Origin of the sequence: Marinospirillum sp., assembly GCF_044810985.1 — a bacterium.
GTDB lineage: Bacteria > Pseudomonadota > Gammaproteobacteria > Pseudomonadales > Halomonadaceae > Marinospirillum.
On the sequence record NZ_CP085242.1, the window covers coordinates 2,447,686 to 2,471,629 of the forward strand.

Genomic DNA, 23,944 nt, shown 5'->3' on the forward strand with positions numbered 1-23,944 from the left:
ATTATCGGAAGGCTTCCGAAAAACCGAACGCCATACGATGGGCTTTTGCTCCTTTTGGCTGTTATTTTTCCGAAATTTCGGAAAATGTTTGTCCCCAAAGGCGTCCAGACCTTTACGTTAACGTAAAGTATTTTTCTAACTTACTGTTTTATAGGTGTTTATAAAAACTGGCAGGCTTCTTGATAGTGTCCTGGATAACCGTTCATGGCGGTTGTGCACTCTAAAGACAATAAACACAAAAAAGTGGAGTAACACTTATGATCAAGAAGCCCCTAGCAGCGGCTGTCGGTGCTGCAATAACTGCAAGCTGTCTGGCTGTCTCCTCGACAGCCCTGGCCGAAGGCCCCAAGCAAATTGATGTCGCCAGCGTATTTGATACCAGCAACTTTCTGGGTGCCGGTGCCAAATACATGGGTGAGGAGCTGTCCGTAGCCTCGGGTGGTGATATCAAGTTCCGGGTTTATGAGCCAGGCGACCTGGTACCCCCTTTTGAAGTCTTCAATGCGGTTTCCAGTGGTTCTGTGGATGCCGGTTGGGACTGGATGGGTTACTGGGCAGGCACCATTCCACTTCTTAACCTCTATGGCGCTCTGCCTTTTGGCCCGACTCCCGAAGCCTTTGCTTCCTGGATGTGGTCGGGGGGCGGTACAGAGTTTATTCAGGCCCAGTATGATGATTACAACATCAAGGTCATGCCCTGTTTTGTTTCTCCCCAGGAAACAGGCGGCTTCTATAACCAGGAAATCAACTCGGTTGAAGACTTTGATGGCCTGCGCTTTCGTATTTCCGGCCTCGGGGCCAGAGTACTCAACAAGTTCGGTGCTTCTACCCAGTTGATCCCCGGTGGTGAAATCTACCTGGCCCTGGAGCGGGGACGCATTGATGCCGCTGAGTTCTCGGTGCCTCAGGTGGATGAAGTCATGGGTTTTGAGGATATTGCCAGCTACTACTACTTCCCCGGTTGGCACCAGTCAGCCAGCTGGTTTTCCCTGATTATGAACAAAGACGTCTGGAACCAGTACACCGAGCAGCAACAAAAGCAGTTTGAAACTGCCTGCCGCTCCACCCTGGCCTGGTCGATGACGGATGCCCCCCATAAACAGGTGCAGACGCTGCGCAAAATGGAAGAACGCAGTGATATAGAAGTGCGCCGTTTCAATGATGAAACCCTGCAGGAATTGGAAGCTGCCTGGCAGGAAGTGGTTGCTGCAGAAATGGAAGAAAACCCCGAGTTTCGTGAAGCCTATGAGTCTTTGATGGCTCATGCCAAGCTGATCGAAGAGTGGTATGAACTTCAGGAGCTGCCCTAATGAAAGCCGCCGTTCACCTGCGTGTGGCGGCGGCCCTTGATCTGGCATCCCGGCCCCTTATTGGGGCCGGGATCTGGATGGGGCGCATGACCAGCTGGTTGATTCTGGCGGTCATCGTAGCTGTCATGCTTACCGTCATTATGAATGCCCTGGGCATCAATGAGCTTCTGCGCTGGGAAACCTCCGTTTTTCTCTTTCGCAAAGCCTTCACCATCAACTCGGCAACAGAATTGCAGTGGTATCTGTACGGTATCTTTGTGCTTTTTGCTTCCACTTATGCCCTGCACACCAACAGTCATGTGCGGGTGGATATTTTTTATCACCGGTTTTCACCCCGCTTGTGTCATGCAATTGATTTGATGGGTCACCTGATCTTCCTGCTGCCTTTTTGTCTGGTGGTGGCCTACCTTTACTGGCCTCAGGTGGAAACGAGCTATATGTCCGGTGAGCAATCCAATTTTGGAGGACTGGGTGAGCGCTTTCTGATTAAGGGAGCCCTGCCTTTGGCCCTGATCTTTATGGCCCTGAATGCCGTGGGACGAATTCTGAAAAGTCTGGCTGCCGTGCTGGACCCTGAGCTGGCCAAAAAGGAGCCTTACCATGTTCGCTGAGTATCTCTTGCCCATTCTCATGGTGGTTTTTCTTTTTGCCGGTATTTTTACCGGCTACCCCGTGGCCTTTATTCTGGGTGGCCTGGCCATTATTTTTGCCGTTATAGGTGATGTTCCCTTTCCCTTTTTGGGCATGATGGGGTCACGCATCTATGGTGGTGTTCTGGAAAACTGGCTGTACATTGCCATTCCCCTGTTTGTCTTCATGGGGCTGATGTTGGAAAAGTCCGGTGTTGCCGGGCGCTTGTTGCTGACTCTGCAAAGGCTTTTTGGCCAGGTGCGGGGTGGTTTGGCGATTTCTGTAGCCCTTCTGGGTGTGGTGATGGCAGCCAGTACCGGCATTGTCGGGGCTTCCGTTGTCATGCTGGGATTGCTGGCCCTGCCGGTCATGCTGAACCAGGGTTACAAGCAGGAAATGGCCTGCGGTGTAATTGCCGCCTCCGGCACCCTGGGCATTCTGATTCCCCCTTCAATCATGCTGGTGTTGATGGGTTCCATCATGCAGCTGTCCGTGGGGGATCTTTTCAAGGCGGCTTTGATTCCCGGCTTGATGCTGGGCTGCCTGTACATTGTTTACCTGCTGGTGATGGGGCGTATACGGCCGGAATGGATGCCTCTGGCGGATCCGGATGCTCTGGACACCGACACGACTCCTTTGCTCATTGCTTTGCTCAGAGATCTGCTGGGGCCGGTTTTTCTGATGGTGGCAGTACTCGGCTCGATTATGGCGGGTATTGCCACGCCCACCGAAGCCGCTGCCATAGGTGCAGTCGGTGCCCTTTTTCTGGCTGTTGTGGCTCGCAAACTCAATTACCTGACGCTGCGGGATGTCTGCTACGACACAGCCAAGACCACTGCCATGATTATCTTTATTGTTATTACCGCTACGGCTTATAGCCTGATTTTCAAACGCCTGGGCGGTGATTACATGATAATGGATCTGGTGAGTTCAACAGGCCTTGGCTCCTACGGGCTTTTGCTGGCCATCATGCTGGTGATTTTTATCCTGGGCTTCTTTCTGGAATGGATAGAAATCAGTTATGTCGTTCTGCCCATTCTGCTCCCCGTGATTGAGTTGATGGATTTTGGCCTGGGCAGCGAGGCCACCCTGGTCTGGTTTGCGGTCTTGATGGCGATGAACCTGCAGACCAGCTTTTTAACGCCACCTTTTGGTTATGCCCTCTTTTATTTGAAAGGCATTACCCAGGGACAAGTGGAAATCACCACGATTTACAAATCCATCATTCCCTATGTCTTGTTGCAACTGGTCGGGCTGATCCTGTGCATTGTTTTCCCCGCTCTCGTGCTGTGGCTGCCAGGGTTATTGTAAAAAAACCAAGTATCAAGAGGTCTTATATGTCAGGCAAACGTGTACTCATTACTGGAGCAGCCAAGGGAATCGGTTTCGAGGTGGCGCGGGCTTTTCTGGAAGAAGGTGCCCAGGTTGCCATTCTGGATCTGGATCAGGTGGCGCTGGATCAGGCTTTGGATCGCTTGGGTGGTCAGGCCTGGGATCGAATCGGATTAACCTGCGACGTCACTCACGAAGAGGCTTTGCAAACAGCGATCAAACAGGTGGTGGATCAGTTTGGGGGCCTGGATGTGCTCATCAATAATGCCGGTCTGCAGCATGTTGCACCCCTGGAGGAGTTTCCTTCTGAAAAATTCCGGCAGCTGCTGGATATTATGCTGGTTGCCCCCTTTCTGACCATCAAACAGGTTTTCCCGGTCATGAAAAAACAACAGGGGGGGCGGATTATCAATCTGGCCTCCATCAACGGCCTGGTCGGGTTTTCCGGCAAGGCCGGATACAACTCGGCCAAGCATGGAGTGATCGGTTTGACCAAGGTGGCCGCTCTGGAAGGGGCTGAGCATGGAATCACTGTCAATGCTCTTTGCCCGGGTTATGTGGACACTGAAATGGTGCGAGGACAGCTCAATGACCTGGCTCAGACTCGCGGGGTTCCTCTGGAAAAGGTTCTGGAAGAGGTGATTTACCCTCTGGTTCCGCAAAGACGCTTACTGGAGCCGCGTGAAATTGCTGATTACTGCCTCTTCCTGGCCAGCGGTCGTGGCCGCGGTATAACCGGGCAGGCCGTGGTCATCGATGGCGGGTATACCTGCCAGTAATCCCCAAAGTATTCCCAAGTATTTCAGGTTTGGCCAGCCGGGGTTGCGACCCTGGCAAGCCAGGGACTCCTGTGCCCAAAAATAACAAAAAACAGGTGATCTATGCTGTTGAACCTCACTTTCAAACAGTCCCTCTGGGGGCTTTTGATCCTGCTGATTGCGGGACTGATCACACTGGTCAGTACCGGCCTCTACGGCTTGAATCAGCAAAAGCGGGCCTTTTCAGATGTGGCTGCAACAGCCAATCGTGGGCTGGATATGCTGACGCTGGAAGCAGAAATCCTGCAATTGGAACTGTGGCGGGAAAATTTGGCTGAAACCGAACGAACAGCCTTTCAAGAGCGTTTGCAGGAGTTGCCGGGAAGCCTCGAAACTGTGCTGGGTGAGCACAACCCCGAGCTTTATCAGCTCAGTGAAACCTTTTTTGAGATGCTTGACCAAACCCTGGCTGCTCAAGTTGCTTTTGGTCTCGACTCAAACCTGGGTGCTCAGGGTGACTTGAACCGGGCAGCCGAGGATCTTAATGAAGAGCTGTTTGGGTTGTCGGCATTGGTCTCGCGTTTTGCTGATGTTCGCAACCTGGAAAAGGATTTCTTTATTGGCCCCAGTGAAGCCACGATTCAGGCCTGGCGTGAAGGTATTGAAGTTTTTGTCGCGCATCTGGAGCGAATCGGTTTTTATGAGGATTTTGCAGAGCCCATCCAGGCTTATGATGTTTCCAGTCAGCAACTGATTGCCCAGCGTTTGGAGTTGCGTCAGCAAAGTGAAGATCTGATGAACCAGCGCGAACAACTGCTTGAGGGGATCAACCGGCAGGCGCGTGAAACAGCGGGTTCCCAGTTGCAAGCTGCCGAGCAGACTGCCGAAGCCCAGGCATCGAACCAACAACATCTGATGTTGATCACTGGTCTGGCTATCACCGTTGTATTGGCTGCCGTAGTGATTTTTCTCACCCGTCGCCTGACCCGTCGCAGTGCCGAGTTGCTGGAATTCCTGCAGAAAGTGGCTGCGGGTGACCTGCGTGAACGCCTGGACTCGGGCCGTGGTCGGGATGAATTCGACCAGTTGGCCAGCGGTGTCAATCGCACGGTGGAAGCCCTGGCCGGCCTGGTCAGTGATTTGAACACCAGCAATCAGCAACTGCTCACTATGGCCACGGCCATGGAGGAACAGATTTCCGGGCTGGGCGATGCCGGGCGTCAACTTCAGGGGCGCAGTGACCTGCTGGCTTCCTCGATGGAAGAAATCAATGCCACAACGGATCAGATGGCCGAAGCGGCGCGTGATGTTGAGGCTGCCGCCGGACATACCGACCAGGCTGCCAATCAGGGGGGTGAAGTGATCCAGCAGGCGATTGAAGTTCTGGAAAGCATTACCGCCAAGATGCAGGAAATTGATGAGCAGGTGGGTCACTTGGGGCGTCATTCCGAGGAGATAGGTGGTGTTCTGGAATTGATCAACGGTATTGCCGAACAAACCAACCTGCTGGCTTTGAATGCAGCCATAGAAGCGGCCCGTGTGGGTGATGCCGGGCGGGGTTTTGCTGTTGTTGCTGATGAAATCCGCACCCTGGCTGAACAGACAGCCGATGCGACTCAGGATATTGATGCTCGGATCGGCGGGATTCAAAAAGATACCCAAAGCACCATCACTTCTGTTGAGCAGGCGCGTGAGCAAGTCAGCGCCGGTCGCAGCCATGGGCGGGAAGCCCTGGAAGCGGTGGTCAGCATTCAAAAAGCCAGCAGTGATTCTTCTCAACGCATGAACGAAGTGAAGAACTCGGTAACCGAAGTGGCCGATACCACGGGGGGCATGGCAGCGGATATGGAGCAGGTTGCCGGTTTGGTCACGCAACAGCAATCCCGTGTTGAGAAGCTTTTAACCTTCACCCAAGAACTTCATGAAAAAGCTGACCACCTGAATGAGGGGTTGGCACGCTTTCAGCTATGACAAACAAGACACAGATTTAAAGGAGAGAAGCATGCAACAGCCCTTGTGGGTTCCTGGAACCTCATCCATACAAGCCAGTCAGCTCAATGCTTTCATGGCACTGGTGAACCAACGCTACCAGACACAAATCAGCAACTACGCCGACCTCTATGCCTGGAGTATCGAAAACAACCAGGAGTTCTGGGAGCTGGTCTGGGAGTTTTCCGGGCTGGTGGCTTCCGATCAGGGCAGCCAGGTTCTGGAAAACCCCGAGCAGATGCCCGGTGCCCGCTGGTTTCCTGAAGCCCGATTGAATTTTGCCGAGAATCTGTTGCGCTTTCGTGATGATCGTCAGGCGGTGGTTTCCCTGCGTGAAGACGGTCAGCGCACCTCCCTGACCCATGCTGAACTTTATGATCAAGTCGCCCAGATTGCTCTGGCCCTGGAAAAAATGGGCGTCGGCCCGGGCGATCGTGTCGCCGGTTTTGTGCCCAACTGCCACTACGCCCTGATTGCCATGCTGGCGGCTGCCAGTCTGGGCGCCATCTGGTCCTCCTGCTCGCCGGATTTTGGTTTTAATGGCGTACTGGATCGTTTCGGGCAAATTGAGCCCAAGGTGCTCTTTGCAACCGATGGTTATCTTTACAATGGCAAGCGTCTGGACAGTCGCGCCCAGGTTGCCGAGATCGCCGAGGCTTTGCCGGATCTTCAACAGGTCGTTGTTTTTCCTTTTTTGGAGGCTCACCCGGACATCAGTACCATCAGCAAAGCGGTTCTCTGGGATGATTTTCGCATTCCCGATGCCAGGGAAATCGACTTTGCCGAACTGCCTTTTGATCATCCCCTCTACATCATGTACTCCTCGGGCACCACCGGCGTGCCCAAGTGCATTGTTCATTCTGCAGGCGGCACCTTGTTGCAGCACCTGAAAGAACACCAGCTGCATACTGACTTAACGGATAAAGACACCCTCTTCTACTACACCACCTGCGGCTGGATGATGTGGAACTGGCTGGTTTCGGGGCTGGCCGTAGGGGCTTCCCTGGTGCTCTTTGATGGCTCCCCTTTTGCTCCCGAACCCAAGGCCCTCTGGGATATGGCCGAGCGTGAAGGTGTGACGGTTTTTGGTGCCAGTGCCAAGTACATCGCCGCCTGTGAAAAAGCCGGACTCAAGCCGGGTGAAAGTCACGATTTATCCAGACTCAGAGCCATCCTGTCCACCGGCTCGCCGCTTTCCCATGAATCCTTTGATTATGTCTACCGGGACATCAAGAAAGACCTGCTGCTGGCTTCGATTTCCGGTGGCACCGACATCCTCTCCTGCTTTGCCCTGGGCTGCCCGATTCGCCCTGTCTATCGCGGTCAGCTGCAATGCCGGGGCCTGGGCATGGATGTTCAGGTCTATAACGATCAGGGCCAGCCCGTGGTGGGTGAAAAAGGCGAGTTGGTCTGCGTACAACCCTTCCCCTCCATGCCCATTGGCTTCTGGAAGGATGAAGGCGGGAAGCGTTACCACGCGGCCTATTTTGATCGCTTTGATAACGTCTGGGCGCATGGTGACTATGCCGAAATCACCCCCGAAGACGGTTTGATAATTCATGGCCGCTCGGATGCCGTGCTGAATCCCGGTGGTGTGCGCATTGGTACCGCGGAGATCTACCGCCAGGTGGAAAAAGTCGAAGAAGTGCTGGAAGCCCTGTGCGTTGGCCAGGATTGGAAAGATGATGTGCGCGTGGTGCTCTTTGTGCGCCTGAAAGAAGGCAAGGAACTCACGGAGGAATTGAAAAAACGCATTCGGGAAACCATTCGGGCGGAAACCACACCCCGACATGTGCCCGCCAAGATCATCCAGGTTGCGGACATCCCCCGCACCCTGTCCGGCAAGATAGTCGAGCTGGCCGTGCGGGAAATCATCCACGGCAGGCCGGTGAAAAACCAGGATGCCCTGGCCAACCCCGAAGCTCTGGAGTTGTTTGCCAGGCTGGAGGAGTTAAACCAGGACTGATTCTCACACGCTTGTTGTTCTCCGATGCCTGTTTTGGCCGCTGAATCCACTCCCTCGATTCAGCGGTCTTTTTTGTGGGCATGATTGGAAGTTTGTTAGCCCAGTGGTTTGTCCAAAGGCTTCAGGGGTGTGGTATCCCGGCTGGCCAGGAAAGAAGGCCGGGGTTTTTGACCACTGAAAGGTGCCTTGCAGACATTTTTCACGCTGTTGTAAACAAAGAAGAGATTGGTGCGCGGGTAGCTGGCCAGGTTGTCTGGTGAGCCGTGCATGATGTTGCATTCATGGAAAACAATCGTGCCAGGCTTGCCAAAGGCACCGGCCAGGCCGCCGCCTTCCTTGATCAGCCAGTCCAGGCTTTCAACATTGGGCGTGCCGGCTTCCTGTTTGCGCAGGGACTGTTTGTAGTTGTCTTCAGGCGTGGTGCCCGCACAGGACAGGTAGTGTTTGTGGGAGCCGGGGATTAGGAAAAGCGGCCCATTGAAAGGGTCGTTTTCAGTCAGCATGATCCAGCCGGTGACGGCACGCATCTGGGGCATACCATCTTCCACGTGCCAGGTTTCAAAGTCTGAGTGCCAGGGAAAGGAGCGGCCTTTCATGCCCGGCTTGACGTTGACCCTGGACTGGTGAAGGTAAACATCATCACCCAGCAGTTGGCGGGCGATATTCAGCATTCTGGGGTCACGGGCCACCTTCTGGATGTAGTCGCTGAAGAAGTGTGGCTGAAAGATGGAGCGTAGTTCTTCGCTGTCTGGCTCAATGACCATTTCTTCGCGGCCTTTAAGGCGCTCTTTCATGGCCTTCAATTCTTCCTGGATGGGAGCAACCAGATCCTCGGCAGCCCCGTCCAGAATAAGAAAGCCGTTTTCATCGAAGTCGTTCAGTTGTTCCTGATTCAGGGCAGGGGACTCGGATGGCTGTTTATCATCACCCCAGACAACAGGATCAATACGGGGAAGCCAACGGGCTTCGCCACCGGTGCGAGATGGGTAAAGGTCTTTAACTTGCATATCCATAGTTGCTACCTCCTGGGTTGTGTCGTTATTCAAAAATCTCCAAAAAAATAAGTGGGCTGAGCGCAAAAGACAGACACGGGTCATCGACCTGGCTGAAATAGGCGTTCAGTGTTGTGTTTTATGTATAAAATGTTTCGAGCCTGGGTAGGCTATGAAAAAATGGCGGACAAGAACGTCGCCTAGAATTGTTGCTGCAATATCAATCTGAGGGTTTTTAAAATCAATTTCAAGAGCCTAAACCTAAAAAATTTCTTGCAAAGGCTGGAATGCCAGCACCATCGTCAGGTGCTTTGGCTTCAAGGCTCTGTTGATTGGTGCAGGCTGCAAGCCGTTCAGTGCATTCAGCAGGCCCAGTGGCAGCAGGGTTGGTGGGTGACCGGAAGTCAGCAGGCTTTGCCTCTGCATGCTTGGGGCTTGCCACCCGGTTTCAGGCTTTTGCCTGCCGCAAGCAGCCGTAAGGAGTTGGGCAGTGAACAGCCCTGCCTGGTGATGGATGCTTTTACCGGTTTCAGTCCGGATGCTCTGGGTGCCCTGGCAGGTGTTGTCCAGGCCGGGGGTTTATTGCTTCTTTTGACTCCCAAGGACTGGCCTGCTTGTCCCGATCGGGATTATCGCCGCTTGGCTGCCTGGCCCTGGCAACCCGAAGAGCTGAATCGGCACTTTCTGGATCGTTGTCAAAAGGTGCTGGAAAATGAAGCTATTGCAACCTGGCGTGAAGGTGACTCCCAGCCTTGTTTTCCTGCCCTTGATCCGTTTGAATCAGGCCAGAAACCCACTTCGAAAACCTTGCAGTGGGGTGCGAAAACTCTGGATCAGCAGCAACTGGTGGATTTCCTGTTGAAGGTCTGGCAGCAGCCTCAGAAACAGCCTTGTGTCGTGACGGCTCATCGCGGGCGGGGCAAAAGTTCCGCTCTGGGTCTGGCGGCTGCGGCCTGGCTGAAACAGCAGCCACACCAGAAACTCCTGGTGACAGCGCCCACCTCCTTGGCCTGCCAGACTCTTTTTCAACAGTTTGATCAACAACTGGATGCACCGCTGCCATTCATGGCCCCGGATGCTCTCTTGCAGGAAAGACCATCGGCTGATTTGCTGCTGGTCGATGAAGCAGCGGCCTTGCCGGTTCCTGTTCTGGCGCAACTCCTGGAAGCCTATCCTGCCAGTGTTTTTGCCACCACCCAGCAGGGTTATGAAGGCAATGGCCGGGGGTTTGCGCTCAGGTTCACCCGGCATCTGGATCAGGTTGCGCCGGGTTGGCAAGAGCTTGTCCTGAAGGAACCCATTCGCTGGGCCGAAGGTGATCCCCTGGAAGCTCTGATCAACCGTTTACTGCTCCTGGATACGGAGGTACCTGACCCGCCCGCTGAAGTGGAAAAAATGAACATCCAGTGGCTGGATCGGAGTGAACTATCGGTCAATGAAGCCCTGCTGCGTCAGGTTTTTGGTCTACTGGTGCTGGCGCATTATCGAACCACCCCGGATGATCTGCGACAGCTGCTGGATGCACCGGGGGTGCGCCTGGCTGGAATGTTTTCAGGCGAGTTTCCTGTTGCCCTGGCCTGGATACAGGAAGAAGGCGGAATGGATGCCGATCTGGCCGAAGAGGTTTTTTATGGGCGTCGCCGCCCCCAGGGGCACCTGCTGGCGCAGTCGCTGACTTTTCATGGCGGTCAGCCGCAGGCGGCCCAATTGCGAAGTTGGCGCATTCAGCGCATCCTCGTGCATCCCTCCCTACAGAGACAGGGGCTGGGTACACAGCTATTGACCTGGATACAAGAGCAGGCCCGGATGAAGGTAACTCCCCGGCCTGATCTTCTGGGCAGCAGTTTTGGGGCCACGCCTGAACTCTTGCCCTTCTGGCTGCAAGCGGGTTTCAAGCCGGTGCGCTTGGGGATCACCCGTGATCAGGCCAGTGGCGAACACACTCTGCAAATCCTGCAGGGCCTGACTTCAGCCGGTCAAAGGTTGGAACAGGATCTGGCGGCACGCTTTGTGGAAACCCTGCCGGAGCAACTAAGGCGGCCTTTAAAAAGCCTGCCTGCTGAGCTGGTTGTAGAGCTATTGCAAGGGGGGCAGCCATCAGACCACTTCCTGAATGCTGCTGACCGGCGGGAACTGAAAGCTTTTGCCGAAGGTCACAGACCCTGGGCCATCACCCTGACGGCCTTGACCCGCTGGTTGCTGCAACGCCTGGACCAACCTGTCTCTGCCGAGGAGAAAGACGAACTGACAGCCTGGGTGGGCCTGCTGTTGCAGGACTGGTCGGTGCAGCAAGTGGTCAGTAATCGTGGTTTGACGGGCAAAAAACAGCTGACAGCCTGGTTGCGCCACAGCTTTAAACGCTTGTCAGCCAGCTAGGAGTAGGCAGGGGGTGGGTTTTATTTTAAGATGCCCACCTTAGAAAACTATGATTAACTATTGCGCTTGGTGATGCGGCGTTAAAATTGCTCTCAAAATGCTCATTTACCTGCCTGTAAACTCCGCTATTTCGATCAATTTTGCCTTGCCTGACCTGCGCTCATGACGTTGATCAGAAGTTTTCTCTTTCTTTTTTTGAGTTTTCAACGTGGGAGTTGTTCATGTCCAGTCGTTTTCTTGTTGCCTTGATGTTCGGCCTGGTGCTGAGTCTGGGTGTTGTTGCTCAGACCTCTGCCGCGACCAGCCATGCTTTTGGCTATGACGCCGTTCGGCAACTGGATAAATCAGTTGATGATGGTCAGCTCAACCTGTCTTATCAGCTCTCTCTCGGGCGTCGTTCCGGTCTGGTGCTGGGAGCGGCCACGGGTGATGACTACCGGGTTTTTGAGGCAGGCTTCAAGCGTTATAACCAGAAGTACCTGAGCGGCACCTTCTTCCAACTGGGTGCAGCCTACTGGGATGGCGATCAGGCCAGTTCAGACCTGGGGGCTGATCTGCGACTGGGTTATGAATTACCACTCAGCCGCTGGATGGTCGCCAGTGCTGCAGTCAGTGCGGTTTATGGTGTGGATCATCCGGTGACAGGCAAGAGCGATGACATCCTGTTTCGCCCTCACCTGGGTATAAAGATTCATTTCTAAGCAGTTATTCCGGGCGCAGGTGAGCTTCCAGCGATTTTCTGAGCTCACCTTCAAGGGGCTGGGATGCCTTTTCGGTAAAGCTGTAATGCACCAGTATGGCCTGACCCTTGGCTCCAAGCGTACCGCCTTGCCAGGCTTCCTGGCCGACCGTGAATGAGCTTTTGCCAATCCGGTCGATATAGGTTCTGATTTCCACTTCTGTGCCATAAAAAAGCTCACCGACAAAATCCAGTTCAATACGCGCCAGAATCAGTGCCCATTTTTTCGGGTCCAGATCGGGCGTAAAGAGCCTGAACACATCATTGCGGGCCAGCTCAAACCAAACGGGTAGGCGTGTGTTGTTGATATGACCCAGCGCATCAGTGTCGGTAAAGCCCGGTGTTAAAATGTAGGTAAACATGACAATCCTTCTTGGTTTTATTGAGGGTTACAAAATACAACAAGAAAATCCATACATATTTTTGTCGTTGACGTTAACGTAAACCGAAAATGTGACCTGTAGCAAGAAAATTAACTATTGATACTTGAATTTTGAGGACCCTATGCTCAGAAACCTACGTATTCAACACCGTATATGGATGATCAATCTCCTGGCCATTGTGGGCATGGTCATTGTTCTGCTGGTTGCCGTGAATCGCCAGTACAGTGAAATGGAAAGCCTGAAGCTGCAAGAAATAAAACACCTGGTTGATGTCGCTGAAGGCGTGGTGGAGGACTATCAGCAAAGGGTTGCAGAAGGCGAGTTCAGCGAAGAGGAAGCCAAAGAAGAGGCTCTGGCCAGGATCAGTGCCATGACTTATGGCGAATACAGTGACTACGTCTGGGTGCATGATGCCGAAATGAACATGCTGGCCCACCCCAGCCCTGATTTGCGTGGTCGCAATCTGGCCGGTCTCAAGGACGTCAACGACAAACCCTTCTTCAAAATGCTGACCGAAGAAGCTCTGGAAACGGGTGAGTCCATCATGCCCTATTACTGGAACCGCCCCGGTAATGACGAGCCGGTACCCAAGCTGTCCTATGTTCGCTATAACGCGGAATGGGACTGGCTGGTTGCCACCGGGGTTTATGTTGACGATATCGACAACCAGTTCATGAACAGTCTGAGAGAGCTGGGCGGTATTACTGTCGTTGTCCTGATCCTGCTGTTGGGTCTGAGCTGGACAATTTCCCGCTCGATTATTCTGCCACTGGAAACCACGGCTTCTGCCATGCGTAATATCAGCAAAGGCGAGGGCGACCTGACGGTCAGGCTGCCGGAAAAAGGCCGTGATGAAGTGGCCGAGGTGGCCCGTCATTTCAACCACTTTATCGGCAAGATTCAGGCGCTGGTCACGGAAGTGCGCTCCTCGGTCAGCTCGGTTGCGGCAGCTGCAGATCAACTCTCCAGTGTTTCCGAGCAGGGGCACAGCACCCAGCAGCAACAGACCCAGGAAACCGATCAGGTGGCTACGGCCATGAATGAAATGAGCACCAGCTTCCATGATGTGGCCTACAACGCCAGTGAAGCAGCCACCGCAGCCAATGAAATGGATGAAGCGGCTCTGGAAGGCAGAGACAGTGTTGATGAAGCCACCCAAGCCATCAGCCGTCTGGCAGAACAGGTGCAAAAATCCACGCAAGTCATTCACAAGCTCAGTAAGGATACGGAAAACATCGGCACGGTTCTGGACGTTATCAATGGTGTTGCCGAACAAACCAATCTGTTGGCATTGAATGCGGCGATTGAAGCTGCACGTGCCGGGGATGCCGGTCGTGGCTTTGCGGTGGTTGCCGATGAAGTGCGCTCTCTGGCCAGTCGCACCCAGGAAAGCACTCAGGAGATTCATCGCATGATCACCGAGTTGCAGGAGGGTGCCAGTGAAGCGGTTAAAGTCATGGATACCAGTATCCGCGATACCGAATCCACTGTGGCCGCATCCGAAAAAGCCGGCAACTCCCTGGAGTCCATTGCCAGGGCTGTAGAGCGTATCCGCGACATGAACCAGCAAATCGCCACTGCAGCCGAACAGCAGGCGGCCGTTGCTGAAGAGATTAACATGAACGTCGTCAACCTGGTCAACCTCTGTGAAGAAAGCAGTGAAGCCACCGGCCATACACAAACAGCCAGTAACAGCCTGTCGGATTTGTCCGAACAGTTGCAACGCTTGGTGGGACAATTCAAGGTCTGAAAATGAGCAATGACTTTTCCACACCCCTGAACCGCAAGGGAACCGCCAGTCTGAAATGGCAGCGCTATGAAGATCAGGATGTGATCCCCATGTGGGTGGCGGATATGGATCTGCCTGCACCTGCTGCCGTTCAGAAAGCCCTGCAGCAGGCAGTGGAGCGCGGTGCTCTGGGCTATGGTGAAGTGCCTCAGGGGCTGGTGGAGGCTTTTCTGGACTGGTGTCAGCAGCAATATGGCTGGCAGCCCGAAGCGGAATGGCTGGTCTGGCTGCCGGGTGTGGTGCCCGGCTTCAACCTGGCCGTGGAAGCCCTCACCGATTCGCAGGATCAGCTGCTGATTCAGACTCCGGTTTACCCGCCCATTCGTGTACTGGGCAAACTGCGGGATCGCCAAGTGCAGGATGTGCCCCTCAGAGCCCCCGTTCCCGGTGAGAAGCAATGGTCGCTGGAAGTGGATACCCTCGCCATGCAACTGCAACCGAAAACCCGCGCCCTGCTTTTGTGTAATCCCCAGAACCCCACAGGCCGCATTTATTCGCGTGTGGAACTGGAAGAAATAGCCCGTCTGGCCGAAGACAAGAACCTGCTGGTCATCAGTGATGAAATCTGGGCCGATCTGTTGCTGGAAGAAGGAGCAAAACACCTGCCTTATCCGGCACTCAGTGACGCTGCAGCCCAGCATTCCGTAACCCTGATGGCCCCCAGCAAAACCTTCAATGTCGCCGGGCTTTCCTGTGCCGTGGCGATTATTCCCAACCCTGAGTTGCGTGTTCCTTTTCGCAAGGCCATGCGCGGCCTGATGCCGGACATGAACTACCTGGGCCTGCTGGCTGCAGAAGCGGCCTGGAAAGAAGGCCATGATTGGCTGCAGGATCTAAAGCAACATCTGAACAGTAATTTGGATTTACTGGAAACCTGGCTCAAGGACCCGGCCTACCCCCGACGGCAACTGATTGGCTACTGCCGTCCTCAATCTACTTTTGTCGCCTGGCTGGATGTCAGCCCACTGGAACTGGACAACCCCTACCAGACCTTCCTGGATGCAGGTGTGGCCCTTTCGCCCGGTGAAGCCTTCGGGGATGATCGTTACCTGCGCCTGAATTTTGGCTGCCCGGCTGCCCAGTTGCTGGAAGCCTTGCAGTGCATGCATCAGGCGATTAAAGCTTAGGTGGACTGGTTGAGTTGATTGGCAAAGTCGTGATTGACGTCTCGGTGTTTCGCTTCGTCAGCACGAACCGCTGAAATCACTTCTCTCAGCCGGGCATCCTCATCCAGTTGCCAGTAGTCGATGGCAATCCGAGGTGCAGGCACATTCTCATACTGGCCTGCATCCAGCCCCTGCAAATATTCGGTGTAGCTGTAAACCGCTTCTTCCTCAAGATAGCCGACAAAACGGTGAGCGGTTTTGGGTGAGAGCAGGTAAAGCAGAAAAAACGCATTGTAGAAAATGCCCTGCACGATCAGAATCAAAAACCTTTCGAAGCGGTTGGGCTGGGCAATCTGAATGAAGGTCATCAGATGCATCCGTTCATTCTCGGCCTCATCCATCAAGGTTCGAATCCAGTTCCGGTCATCCTGCATTCTTCTGAGTGCTTTCAAATGCTGAAGGGTTGCGCCCACCATGCCGGGAACCCCGGCAACTGTTTCCAGAACCACAGCCCGGTGACCATAACGACCGGCAAAAAAAGTGTCCGCGAAAAAGCGTAAAAACCGGGTCAGGCCGTAGGCAAAGCGATCACGAAAGCCCTTGGGTGGAAAATGCTCAAACTGCGCTTTGTCATGATTCATGGTTGCCTCATAATTGAATGAACTCTTGCTCGGACACAAAGTGCGGTACAAGGGTTCCTGTTATCCTGCTCAGCGGATGCCTAAATGGAAGCGTTCATACTTGATTCCCTGTCAAACCAGTTGCTGCAGTACTGCTCCCTGACCCTGCAGCCCGGTGAAATTGCCTGCGTTTCCGGGATGTCCGGTTCGGGGAAAAGTCTTTTCTTACGTGCTCTGGCCGATCTCGACCCCCATCAGGGCCAGGTCTGGCTGGGCGATGTGGAACAGCAAAGCCTGCCTGCCCATCAATGGCGACAGCGGGTGAGAATGGTGCCTGCCGAAAGCCAGTGGTGGTTTGATCGGGTGGATGAACACTTCCCTGATGACTACTCCGCTGCTGAACTGCCGGAGTTGGACTTACCTGAAGCTGCTATGAGTTGGCAAGTCAGCCGCCTGTCTTCCGGTGAAAAACAGCGTTTGGCTCTGCTGCGTGCTCTGGCCTGGCCACCCCAGGTGTTGTTGCTTGATGAACCCACCGCCAACCTGGATTCCAGAACCGCTGATAAAGTGGAAGCCTGGTTGCTCAAACATATACGCCTGCAAGCCTGGCCAACCCTCTGGGTTTCTCACGACCAGCGGCAAATCGACCGGGTTGCGGACCGGCATTTTGTGATCCACGACGGGCAATTACAGGAGGTTGCTCATGGAAGTGATTGAACTCTCCTGGTGGCAACTCAGCATAGCCGTGGCTCTGGTGTTATTGCTGGCGCTGGTGACCCATTTGAGCCGCCTGGGCCTCACCCGCAATCTGCTGACCGGCGTGCTGCGCACCATCATCCAGCTGGCTCTGATCGGCCTGGTACTGGAAGCCCTGTTTGCCGTGGGTTCACTGCTCTGGGTCAGTCTGCTGGCCATTACCATGCTGCTGCTGGCCGGGCGCGAAGTCATGGCACGCCAGAAAAGACGCCTGACGGGTATCTGGGCCTATGGGATCGGCACCCTGTCGATGTTTGTTTCATCTTTTTCCGTAGCCCTTCTCACCCTGATTATCATTATCGGCCCCGAACCCTGGTACACCCCACAATACGCCATTCCCCTGCTGGGCATGCTGCTGGGCAACACCATGACAGGCGTGGCTCTGAGCCTGGATCGCCTGACCGAAATGGCCTGGCAACAACGCCAGGCCATTGAAAACCGCCTGCTGCTGGGGCAAACCTGGCAACACGCCCTTGGAGATGTCCGCCGTGAAGCCCTGCGCGCCGGGATGATTCCCAGCATCAACGCCATGGCCGCCGCAGGCATCATCAGCCTGCCCGGCATGATGACCGGCCAGATACTCGCAGGCACTGCACCCGCCCTTGCCGTCAAATACCAGATCCTCATCATGCTCATCATCGTACTCGGCACCGGCCTGGGCACTTTGCTGGCTGTACTGGCTGGAAGCCGCAGGCTTTTTGATCAACGCCAAAGGCTCAGACTGGATCGGATGAAGAAAGTGGGGTGATGGATTGGTGGTTTTCGGGTAGAAATTGACCTGAGTTAGGGAAACCAGGGAGGGAGTCCGGTAGGTTAGTGAACTGAGTGTCGTTGCCCTTAATATGATGGTGCTGATCGCAGATGGTTATAGATACTCAACTTTCTGAAAGAAAAGGGAAAATCAATGCCTCTCCAAATTCATCCAGAACAAGGGACGATCGTTATCTGTGATTTTAAAGGCTTTGTTCCGCCAGAAATGGTTAAGCGTCGTCCAGCAGTAGTAATATCGCCTCGGCTCAGACGGCGGCAAAGATTGTGCACAGTAATTCCTTTAAGCACCACACCACCGAACCCCATAGAAGCATATCATCACAAGCTACATGTTGACCCTGTTTTGCCGAGACCCTACAGCGCCCCTTATCACTGGGTGAAAGCCGATATGCTCTATACCGTCTCTTTTGATAGGTTGTTTCTTCCGTTTGAGAAAAAAGACGGAGTGGGTAAACGTGTATACGATGTCAGAGTTATAGATAGGGCTGACCTTCTCAAAATACAGCAATGCATGCTACACGGCATAGGCCTCACTGCATTGACAGATTACCTGTGATGGCATAATCTTTAAGTGTTCCCGCTCTGCAAAAGCATCGGGCATTAAGTCCACTTCGGTGGCCGCCATACAGCGGAGATTGCAATCCCGTATGGTGTCTTCATAAAGGCTCCGCATTCGTGTGGGGCCTTTTGCTTTTCTGGATCAGCCAGTAGCATAACCAAACCTTCTATTTGTTCCTGCCAACTGATTTCCGCAAAAATAATCATAAAGTGCTATCGTAAAAGTTGATTGAATCTTCACCTGTTCTGTCCATTTAGGGGCTGCAGGCATTGATGGAGATTGTTTTGACGAAACCGATACCCCTGATCCTACCGCTGCTCCTGAGCCTGGCAGTTGTCGCCGGTTGCAGTGATCCATCATCACTGGCACCACCTTCCGATTCGGGTGTGCTCAAGGTGGTCACCCGCAATGGCTCCACTACCTATTATCTTGATCGTCATGAAAACCCCCTTGGCCCAGAGCAGGCTCTGATCAGTGATTATGCAAAAGAGCGAGGCTGGCAGGTGGAGTGGACCATGCTTGAATCCACGCAGCAAGTTCTGGATGCACTGGAGTCGGGGAGTGCTCATCTGGCAGCGGCAGGTCTGACCCATCTGGATTCACGGGGTGAGCGTTTTGCACAAGGTCCGGCCCACACTGAAGTTGTCGAGCAGTTGGTGTGTCACCGGGAGTCGCGGCCCCTGCCTCGCCAGCCTGATGAGTTGGCAGATATCGAGATCGTGATCACCGCAGGATCGAGCTACGCAGAGACGCTAACCACTCTGGCTGCTGAGCATCCTGATATTACTTTCACCGAAGATACGGAGCGAACCACTGAAGTCCTTCTGTCCGCTGTTGCCGAGCAAAAAGTGGGCTGCACCGTTGCGGACTCCAATATTGTTCAGCTTATGCGTCGCCATTTTCCGCATCTGGAAGTGGCCATGAACCTGACCAGGGGCCAGAATCTTGGTTGGTATATGCATGAGGACTTCAATGAATTGGCTGAAGATGCTCGTGAGTGGATGAACAGCGTGGCCGGTGACGAATCCATTGGCCGCATGGAGAACCGTTATTACGACTATTTCGGTGGCTTTGATTTTGTCGATTTGAGGGCTCTGAGTCGTCGCATTCATGATCGCCTGCCAGGGCTCAAAGAAGAATTCATCAAGGCGGAGCAGACGACGGGTATTCCTGCGGATCTGCTTGCTGCCCTGGCCTATCAGGAATCCCACTGGAACCCCCGCGCAGTATCGCCAACAGGCGTGCGTGGCATCATGATGCTGACCCTTAATACCGCCAAATCTCTGGGTGTTACCAACCGGCTTGATCCAGTGGCCTCCATTGATGGCGGTGCACGCTACCTGGCCGACCGACACCGCCGCCTGCCGGACACCATTCCCGAGCCGGATCGTACCTTTCTGGCGCTGGCCAGCTACAATATTGGTCGCGGTCACCTGCTGGATGCTCGCGCCCTGGCTCGCAGGCTGGGTAAGAACCCGGATTCCTGGCAGGACATGCGGGAAGTTCTGCCGCTGAAAGCGGACAAACGCTACTACCCCAGCACAAGATACGGCTATGCCCGTGGCTATGAGCCTGTGCACTACGTTCAGCGCATCCGCAATTACCGGGATGTGATCAGCCCGGCCTTTGAAAACCCTCCATCTCAAAAATCAAAATAAGTTCCAGAAACCCATTGCTCTTGGCCTCTTGAGCAAAGCCAGTTTCACCATCACTCCGCCACTTCAGCAACCAGAAAATCAACCAGAGCCCGCACTTTGGGTACCTGATAGCGGGTTTTCTGGTAAAGCAGGTAAATAGCCATGTCGGGCTGGGTGGTGACTTGTAAGGGGGGTGTCAGTTCCAGCGGAACTAGTTCTTGACGCTCCAGGTAGGGTTTCAGCACCCAGGCTGGCAACATGAGTATTCCTTCACCATGCACTGCCCGGCTCAGCAGCCATTCCCCGATATTGGCACTGCCGATGCTGGGTGCGGAAACATTCTGCCAGCGTCCATCCAGTTCACAAATCCACTGGATAGGCCCCTGGGGAGTACGAAAATACAGGCCCTTATGCTGCTGCAGCTCTTCAGGATGCTGTGGTGTTCCATAGCGAGCCAGGTAGTCGGGCGCAGCTACCGCGATAAAATCGTTGTTCATCAGTTTGATGGCAACTACCCGCGCATCAGGCGCATAGCCACCGCGAATAGCAACGTCCACGTCATCCCGATCCAGCACGCTCAGTTCGTCACTCAGGGTTATGTCGAGTTGTACGTCCGGGTATAGCTGATTAAAGCGCTCCATCAAGGGCAGGAGTATGGCATTTCCAAAACCCACCATTGAGCTGATACGCAATCGGCCCATGGGTTGGGTGTGGTAAAAGCGGACGGTTTCATCCGTTGCGTTTAGCTGCGCCAGTACTTCGCTGATGTCATGGTAATAACGGCGACCAATTTCAGTCAGCCGAACGACGCGTGTGGAACGGATCAGCAGGGTGGCCCCCAGGTGCGCCTCAAGATCCGCCACCCGTCGTGACAGTGAAGACGGGGGCACCCGAAAGTGTTCAGCTGCCTTGGAAAAACTGCTGGTTTCAGCCACTTTCACGAAGTAGCGGATTGCCCGTAACTGATCCATTTTGTCGTTCTCCGCCCATTATTGTTCTTTCGACAATAAATATTGGTCATTTTGATGGTTTTTATCAAGTTTATTTGCCTAATAATGGATAGAAGTAAAACACCTAATACCGCAACCAACTACAGAGTGAGAAGCAACGATGAACACCTACACTGCAATCAACCTGATCAAGCGCCCTAATGGCTCCCTGGGGCCGGATTTGTTCGAGGTTGTTGAAAAGTCGGTTCCAACCCTTGCCGAAGGTGAATTTCTGGTTCGCCAGACGCATATGTCACTGGACCCGGCCATGATCGGCTGGATGTCGCCCGATACCGAGAGTTACGTACCCCCGGTAGAGCTTGGAACCGTGATGCGCTCTTCCGGCCTGGGTGAGGTGGTTTCTTCGAAACACCCTGATTTTGCCGAGGGAGACCGGGTGATGGGCATGTTTGGCTGGCAGGAAATGGCGGTTAGCAATGGCCAGGGTGTTAACAAGGTGGATGCTTCACTGCCCGCCGAAATGCTCTTGTCGGTTTTTGCCTTGCCCGGCTTAACCGCAACCCAGGGTCTTTTCAATATCGGCAAACCCCAGGCCGGTGAAACCCTGGTGGTGTCAGGAGCAGCTGGATCGGTGGGTTCGATTGTCGGGCAACTGGGCAAGGCCGATGGCCTGAAGGTGATTGGTGTGGTCGGCAGTGATGAAAAAGCCGACTGGATTGTTAATGAACTGGACTTTGATGCTGCCGTGAATTACAAGACCGATGACCTGGGCGCGAAGCTTGACACCCTGGCACCAAACGGCATTGATGTCTATTTTGAAAATACCGGTGGCCCGATACAACACCACGTCTTTAAGCGGATGAATGCGCATGGCCGTATTGTGGTCTGCGGCATGATTGCCGACTATACCGCCAGTGAACCCAGCCCCGGTCCCAACTGGATGAACATCATCAGAAAGCGCCTGCTGATTCAGGGCTTCACCATGCCGGATCACCTGCATAAGGCACCGCAATTGCTGGAAAAACTGACTCCCTACGTACAGCAAGGCAAAATCAAATACCGCTCTCACACTCTGGAAGGCTTGGAGTCAGCCATGACCGGCCTGAACCTGTTCTTTACCGGTGCTAATGAAGGTAAACTCATCGTTAAATTGTAAATAATTTGCTTGTTTGTCACTGAAAGCCTGGTTTGCAGTTGATCTTTGAAGTTGCTGAGTGCAGCATAAAAAGAATAAAACGGGCATACAGGTTGATGATGAAGCAGTCCAATGGAGATTCTGGCGACACTACTGATAGCCGTGCCGGGCCCGAAGGTGTGCCTGGCGGTGACAATGCCTGGCAATGGCTGCTTCTGGGTGGGCTGTTACTGACACTCTTCTATGTAGTGATTCCGTACGGCCTCCTGGCCAGCAGTGTTTATGTGGCAGCGAGTGTGTTTGCGGCGATTGCTATTGCCCTTGCTGTGAAGTATCGGCTGCAGCTTGTCCGTCCTTTCGCGTGGGTTTTGATTGCCGGTGCCCTGGGGTTGGCCGCAAGTGGTCATGCTGTCTGGTATTGGTTGGATCTGCATGGCCTTGAACCCTTCCCATCATTGGCTGATGTTTTCTACCTTTGTGTTTACCCCTTGTTCATGGTTGCACTCTGGAAGCTCGGTCATCGCAGTGGCCGAGATGCCGGAGCCCTGAGTGATGCACTTATTGTCGGCGTTGCAGCCGCTGTTCCAGGCTGGGCACTATTGATTGACCCCTACCTGAATAACCCTGATCTTTCGGCAATACAGCTGTTGGTTTCGGCAGCGTATCCGGTTGCGGATCTGATTTTGCTGCCATTGATTCTTAGGCTTATTTTCCTGCATCGGGCCAGAATCACAGCCCATCTTTTCCTGCTCTCGGGCATGTTGGCTTACCTGGTCGCTGACATGCTTTATGCTCACGGGAATTCTGCAGGCTGGTATGAGCCGGGTGGAATGACCGATGGCCTGTGGCTGGTGGCCTACGCTTTGATCGTTGCTGCGATCTGGCACCCCTCCGCTTCAGTTGAACCCTACTGTGATGTCTCTCAAGTGGAAATGTCGGGTCGACGCCTTGTGGTTCTTGGCACCGCTTCCATGCTGGCCCCGACCGTAATTCTTCTGACCGCTGGTGTTGACGTTGATGTCGTTCGCATAGCCGCCATCGGTTCCATTTTATTGTTCCTCTTGGTCATGCATCGCATGGCCGGACTGATGCGGGAGACTCATCGCCAGGCGGATGAGCTGGAAAAGCTTTCACGTACGGACCCCTTGACGGGAGCCGCCAACCGCCGATATCTGGAAGATGCCCTGGATCGCGAGATATCCCGTGCGCAGCGTCTGGACTCACCCTTGACTTTGGCCTTTATGGATCTTGACTACTTCAAGCGATTCAATGACACCTACGGGCATGCGGCTGGTGATGAGTTGCTGGAGGAACTGGTGCGTTTATGGCGTTCTGTTTTGCGCGACTCGGACCTGCTGGCTCGCATAGGCGGGGAGGAGTTTGTGGTGGTATTGCCGGATACCTGCAGCGACGAGGCACAAGAGGTGGTGGAACGTATGCGCCAATCTACACCCCGGAAGCAGACCTGTTCAGCAGGTATTGCCAGGTTTGGGCCGGGAGACACTGCAGAGGCGTTTGTGAAACGGGCGGATCAGGCTATGTACGCAGCCAAGCATGGTGGCCGCAACCGGGTTGTATTAATCTGACGGCACTGATGCTTTAGCGGAGATGGGGTTTTATGAAAAAAATCGAATTGATTTTTGAGCGCTTCCTGTGGAGTTCGCGGTTTTTGATCCTGATCGCAGTGATTGCCAGCTTGCTGGGCTCGTTGGTGCTGTTTGTGGTGGGTACTTTGGACATCATCCAGGTGGCCTCTAAAACAGTTGGTTATTACCTGGGTCATGCGGAGCAGAGTGTTCACGATTTTATTGTCACCGATATTATTATCGCCATCGATATCTACCTGGTGGCGGTGGTTTTGCTGATATTCGGGGCGGGAATATACAGGTTGTTTATATCCACCATAGATGAGTCGGAAGCAAGCGGAACAGGACACCCTTTCAATATCCAGACATTTGATGAGCTGAAGGACAAGATTGTTCGGGTTGTCATTCTTGCTGTAATCATTGAGTTTTTCCGGGCTGTTGTTGACATCAGTTTTTCAACACCCCTGGATGCAATCTATTTGGCGCTGTCGGTTCTGGCACTGGCTGCATCTCTTTATCTTATGAGTGTGAGTCAGCATAAAAGTCATAAATAGAAAAAA

At 53.8% G+C, this 23,944-nt stretch carries 21 protein-coding genes; 17 read left to right on the forward strand and 4 right to left on the reverse strand.

Annotated elements, in window-relative coordinates; translation table 11 throughout:
• Positions 1-257: 257 nt before the first annotated feature.
• The 6 genes from LG323_RS11540 to LG323_RS11565 all read left to right on the forward strand — a co-directional run bounded on the left by LG323_RS11540 (position 258) and on the right by LG323_RS11565 (position 7,985).
• Entirely contained in the window at positions 258-1,310 is a 1,053-nt protein-coding gene (locus LG323_RS11540) for a TRAP transporter substrate-binding protein (protein ID WP_404416259.1), read from the forward strand.
• On the forward strand, positions 1,310-1,921 hold the full coding sequence (locus LG323_RS11545) for a TRAP transporter small permease subunit (RefSeq protein ID WP_404416262.1): 612 nt from the start codon (positions 1,310-1,312) through the stop codon (positions 1,919-1,921). The genes LG323_RS11540 and LG323_RS11545 overlap by 1 nt, the downstream gene beginning before the upstream one ends.
• Entirely contained in the window at positions 1,911-3,251 is a 1,341-nt protein-coding gene (locus LG323_RS11550) for a TRAP transporter large permease subunit (RefSeq protein WP_404416265.1), read from the forward strand. The genes LG323_RS11545 and LG323_RS11550 overlap by 11 nt, the downstream gene beginning before the upstream one ends.
• A 26-nt stretch (positions 3,252-3,277) precedes the next feature.
• The gene (locus LG323_RS11555) at positions 3,278-4,051 is read left to right on the forward strand and encodes a 3-hydroxybutyrate dehydrogenase (RefSeq protein WP_310697216.1); all 774 of its coding nucleotides are present in this window, start codon (positions 3,278-3,280) and stop codon (positions 4,049-4,051) included.
• A 102-nt stretch (positions 4,052-4,153) separates the two neighbouring features.
• Complete coding sequence (locus tag LG323_RS11560) at positions 4,154-6,001, forward strand: methyl-accepting chemotaxis protein (protein WP_404416268.1); 1,848 nt, start codon at positions 4,154-4,156, stop codon at positions 5,999-6,001.
• A 31-nt stretch (positions 6,002-6,032) separates the two neighbouring features.
• Entirely contained in the window at positions 6,033-7,985 is a 1,953-nt protein-coding gene (locus LG323_RS11565; RefSeq protein ID WP_404416271.1) for an acetoacetate--CoA ligase, read from the forward strand.
• A gap of 95 nt (positions 7,986-8,080) precedes the next feature.
• Here the strand turns inward: LG323_RS11565 and thpD are convergent, their stop codons facing one another.
• Positions 8,081-8,998, reverse strand: coding sequence for an ectoine hydroxylase (gene thpD, locus LG323_RS11570; protein ID WP_404416274.1), 918 nt, complete (start codon positions 8,996-8,998; stop codon positions 8,081-8,083).
• Between the two features lie 285 nt (positions 8,999-9,283).
• Here thpD and LG323_RS11575 point away from each other — a divergent pair, with 285 nt between their 5' ends.
• Complete coding sequence (locus LG323_RS11575; RefSeq protein ID WP_404420135.1) at positions 9,284-11,353, forward strand: tRNA(Met) cytidine acetyltransferase TmcA; 2,070 nt, start codon at positions 9,284-9,286, stop codon at positions 11,351-11,353.
• Positions 11,354-11,574: 221 nt separating this feature from the next.
• Positions 11,575-12,054: a hypothetical protein gene (locus LG323_RS11580; RefSeq protein WP_404416277.1), complete on the forward strand. Its 480-nt coding sequence runs from the start codon at positions 11,575-11,577 to the stop codon at positions 12,052-12,054.
• 4 nt (positions 12,055-12,058) lie between these two features.
• On the opposite strand, the gene LG323_RS11585 is transcribed toward LG323_RS11580, so the two are convergent.
• Positions 12,059-12,454 carry an acyl-CoA thioesterase gene (locus LG323_RS11585; protein ID WP_404416280.1) on the reverse strand — a complete coding sequence of 132 codons (396 nt, stop codon included), beginning with the start codon at positions 12,452-12,454 and terminating at the stop codon, positions 12,059-12,061.
• Between the two features lie 142 nt (positions 12,455-12,596).
• Between LG323_RS11585 and LG323_RS11590 the strand changes: the two genes are divergently transcribed.
• Complete coding sequence (locus tag LG323_RS11590) at positions 12,597-14,225, forward strand: methyl-accepting chemotaxis protein (RefSeq protein WP_404416282.1); 1,629 nt, start codon at positions 12,597-12,599, stop codon at positions 14,223-14,225.
• Positions 14,226-14,227: 2 nt separating this feature from the next.
• Entirely contained in the window at positions 14,228-15,391 is a 1,164-nt protein-coding gene (locus LG323_RS11595; protein WP_404416285.1) for a MalY/PatB family protein, read from the forward strand.
• On the opposite strand, the gene LG323_RS11600 is transcribed toward LG323_RS11595, so the two are convergent.
• A complete protein-coding gene (locus tag LG323_RS11600; protein WP_404416288.1) occupies positions 15,388-16,011 on the reverse strand; it encodes an alternative oxidase in 624 nt (207 codons plus the stop codon). The two genes, LG323_RS11595 and LG323_RS11600, sit on opposite strands and share 4 nt — an antisense overlap.
• An 84-nt stretch (positions 16,012-16,095) precedes the next feature.
• Between LG323_RS11600 and LG323_RS11605 the strand changes: the two genes are divergently transcribed.
• The 4 genes from LG323_RS11605 to mltF all read left to right on the forward strand — a co-directional run bounded on the left by LG323_RS11605 (position 16,096) and on the right by mltF (position 19,734).
• Entirely contained in the window at positions 16,096-16,707 is a 612-nt protein-coding gene (locus LG323_RS11605; protein ID WP_404416291.1) for an ATP-binding cassette domain-containing protein, read from the forward strand.
• Positions 16,694-17,494 (forward strand): ABC transporter permease, encoded by an 801-nt coding sequence (locus LG323_RS11610; protein ID WP_404416294.1) that lies wholly within the window; start codon positions 16,694-16,696, stop codon positions 17,492-17,494. Before LG323_RS11605 ends, LG323_RS11610 begins: the two co-directional genes overlap by 14 nt.
• A 228-nt stretch (positions 17,495-17,722) precedes the next feature.
• Positions 17,723-18,073: a type II toxin-antitoxin system PemK/MazF family toxin gene (locus LG323_RS11615; RefSeq protein ID WP_404420136.1), complete on the forward strand. Its 351-nt coding sequence runs from the start codon at positions 17,723-17,725 to the stop codon at positions 18,071-18,073.
• Positions 18,074-18,360: 287 nt separating this feature from the next.
• Positions 18,361-19,734, forward strand: a complete 1,374-nt coding sequence (gene mltF, locus LG323_RS11620) for a membrane-bound lytic murein transglycosylase MltF (protein WP_404416297.1) — start codon at positions 18,361-18,363, stop codon at positions 19,732-19,734.
• A gap of 50 nt (positions 19,735-19,784) precedes the next feature.
• Here the strand turns inward: mltF and LG323_RS11625 are convergent, their stop codons facing one another.
• Complete coding sequence (locus LG323_RS11625; RefSeq protein WP_404416300.1) at positions 19,785-20,684, reverse strand: LysR family transcriptional regulator; 900 nt, start codon at positions 20,682-20,684, stop codon at positions 19,785-19,787.
• Between the two features lie 139 nt (positions 20,685-20,823).
• Here LG323_RS11625 and LG323_RS11630 point away from each other — a divergent pair, with 139 nt between their 5' ends.
• From LG323_RS11630 to LG323_RS11640, 3 genes are all read left to right on the forward strand, one after another.
• Positions 20,824-21,819 (forward strand): NADP-dependent oxidoreductase, encoded by a 996-nt coding sequence (locus tag LG323_RS11630; RefSeq protein ID WP_404416303.1) that lies wholly within the window; start codon positions 20,824-20,826, stop codon positions 21,817-21,819.
• A gap of 95 nt (positions 21,820-21,914) precedes the next feature.
• Positions 21,915-23,384, forward strand: coding sequence for a GGDEF domain-containing protein (locus LG323_RS11635; RefSeq protein ID WP_404416305.1), 1,470 nt, complete (start codon positions 21,915-21,917; stop codon positions 23,382-23,384).
• Positions 23,385-23,416: 32 nt separating this feature from the next.
• Positions 23,417-23,938, forward strand: coding sequence for a YqhA family protein (locus LG323_RS11640; RefSeq protein WP_404416308.1), 522 nt, complete (start codon positions 23,417-23,419; stop codon positions 23,936-23,938).
• Positions 23,939-23,944 lie beyond the last annotated feature (6 nt).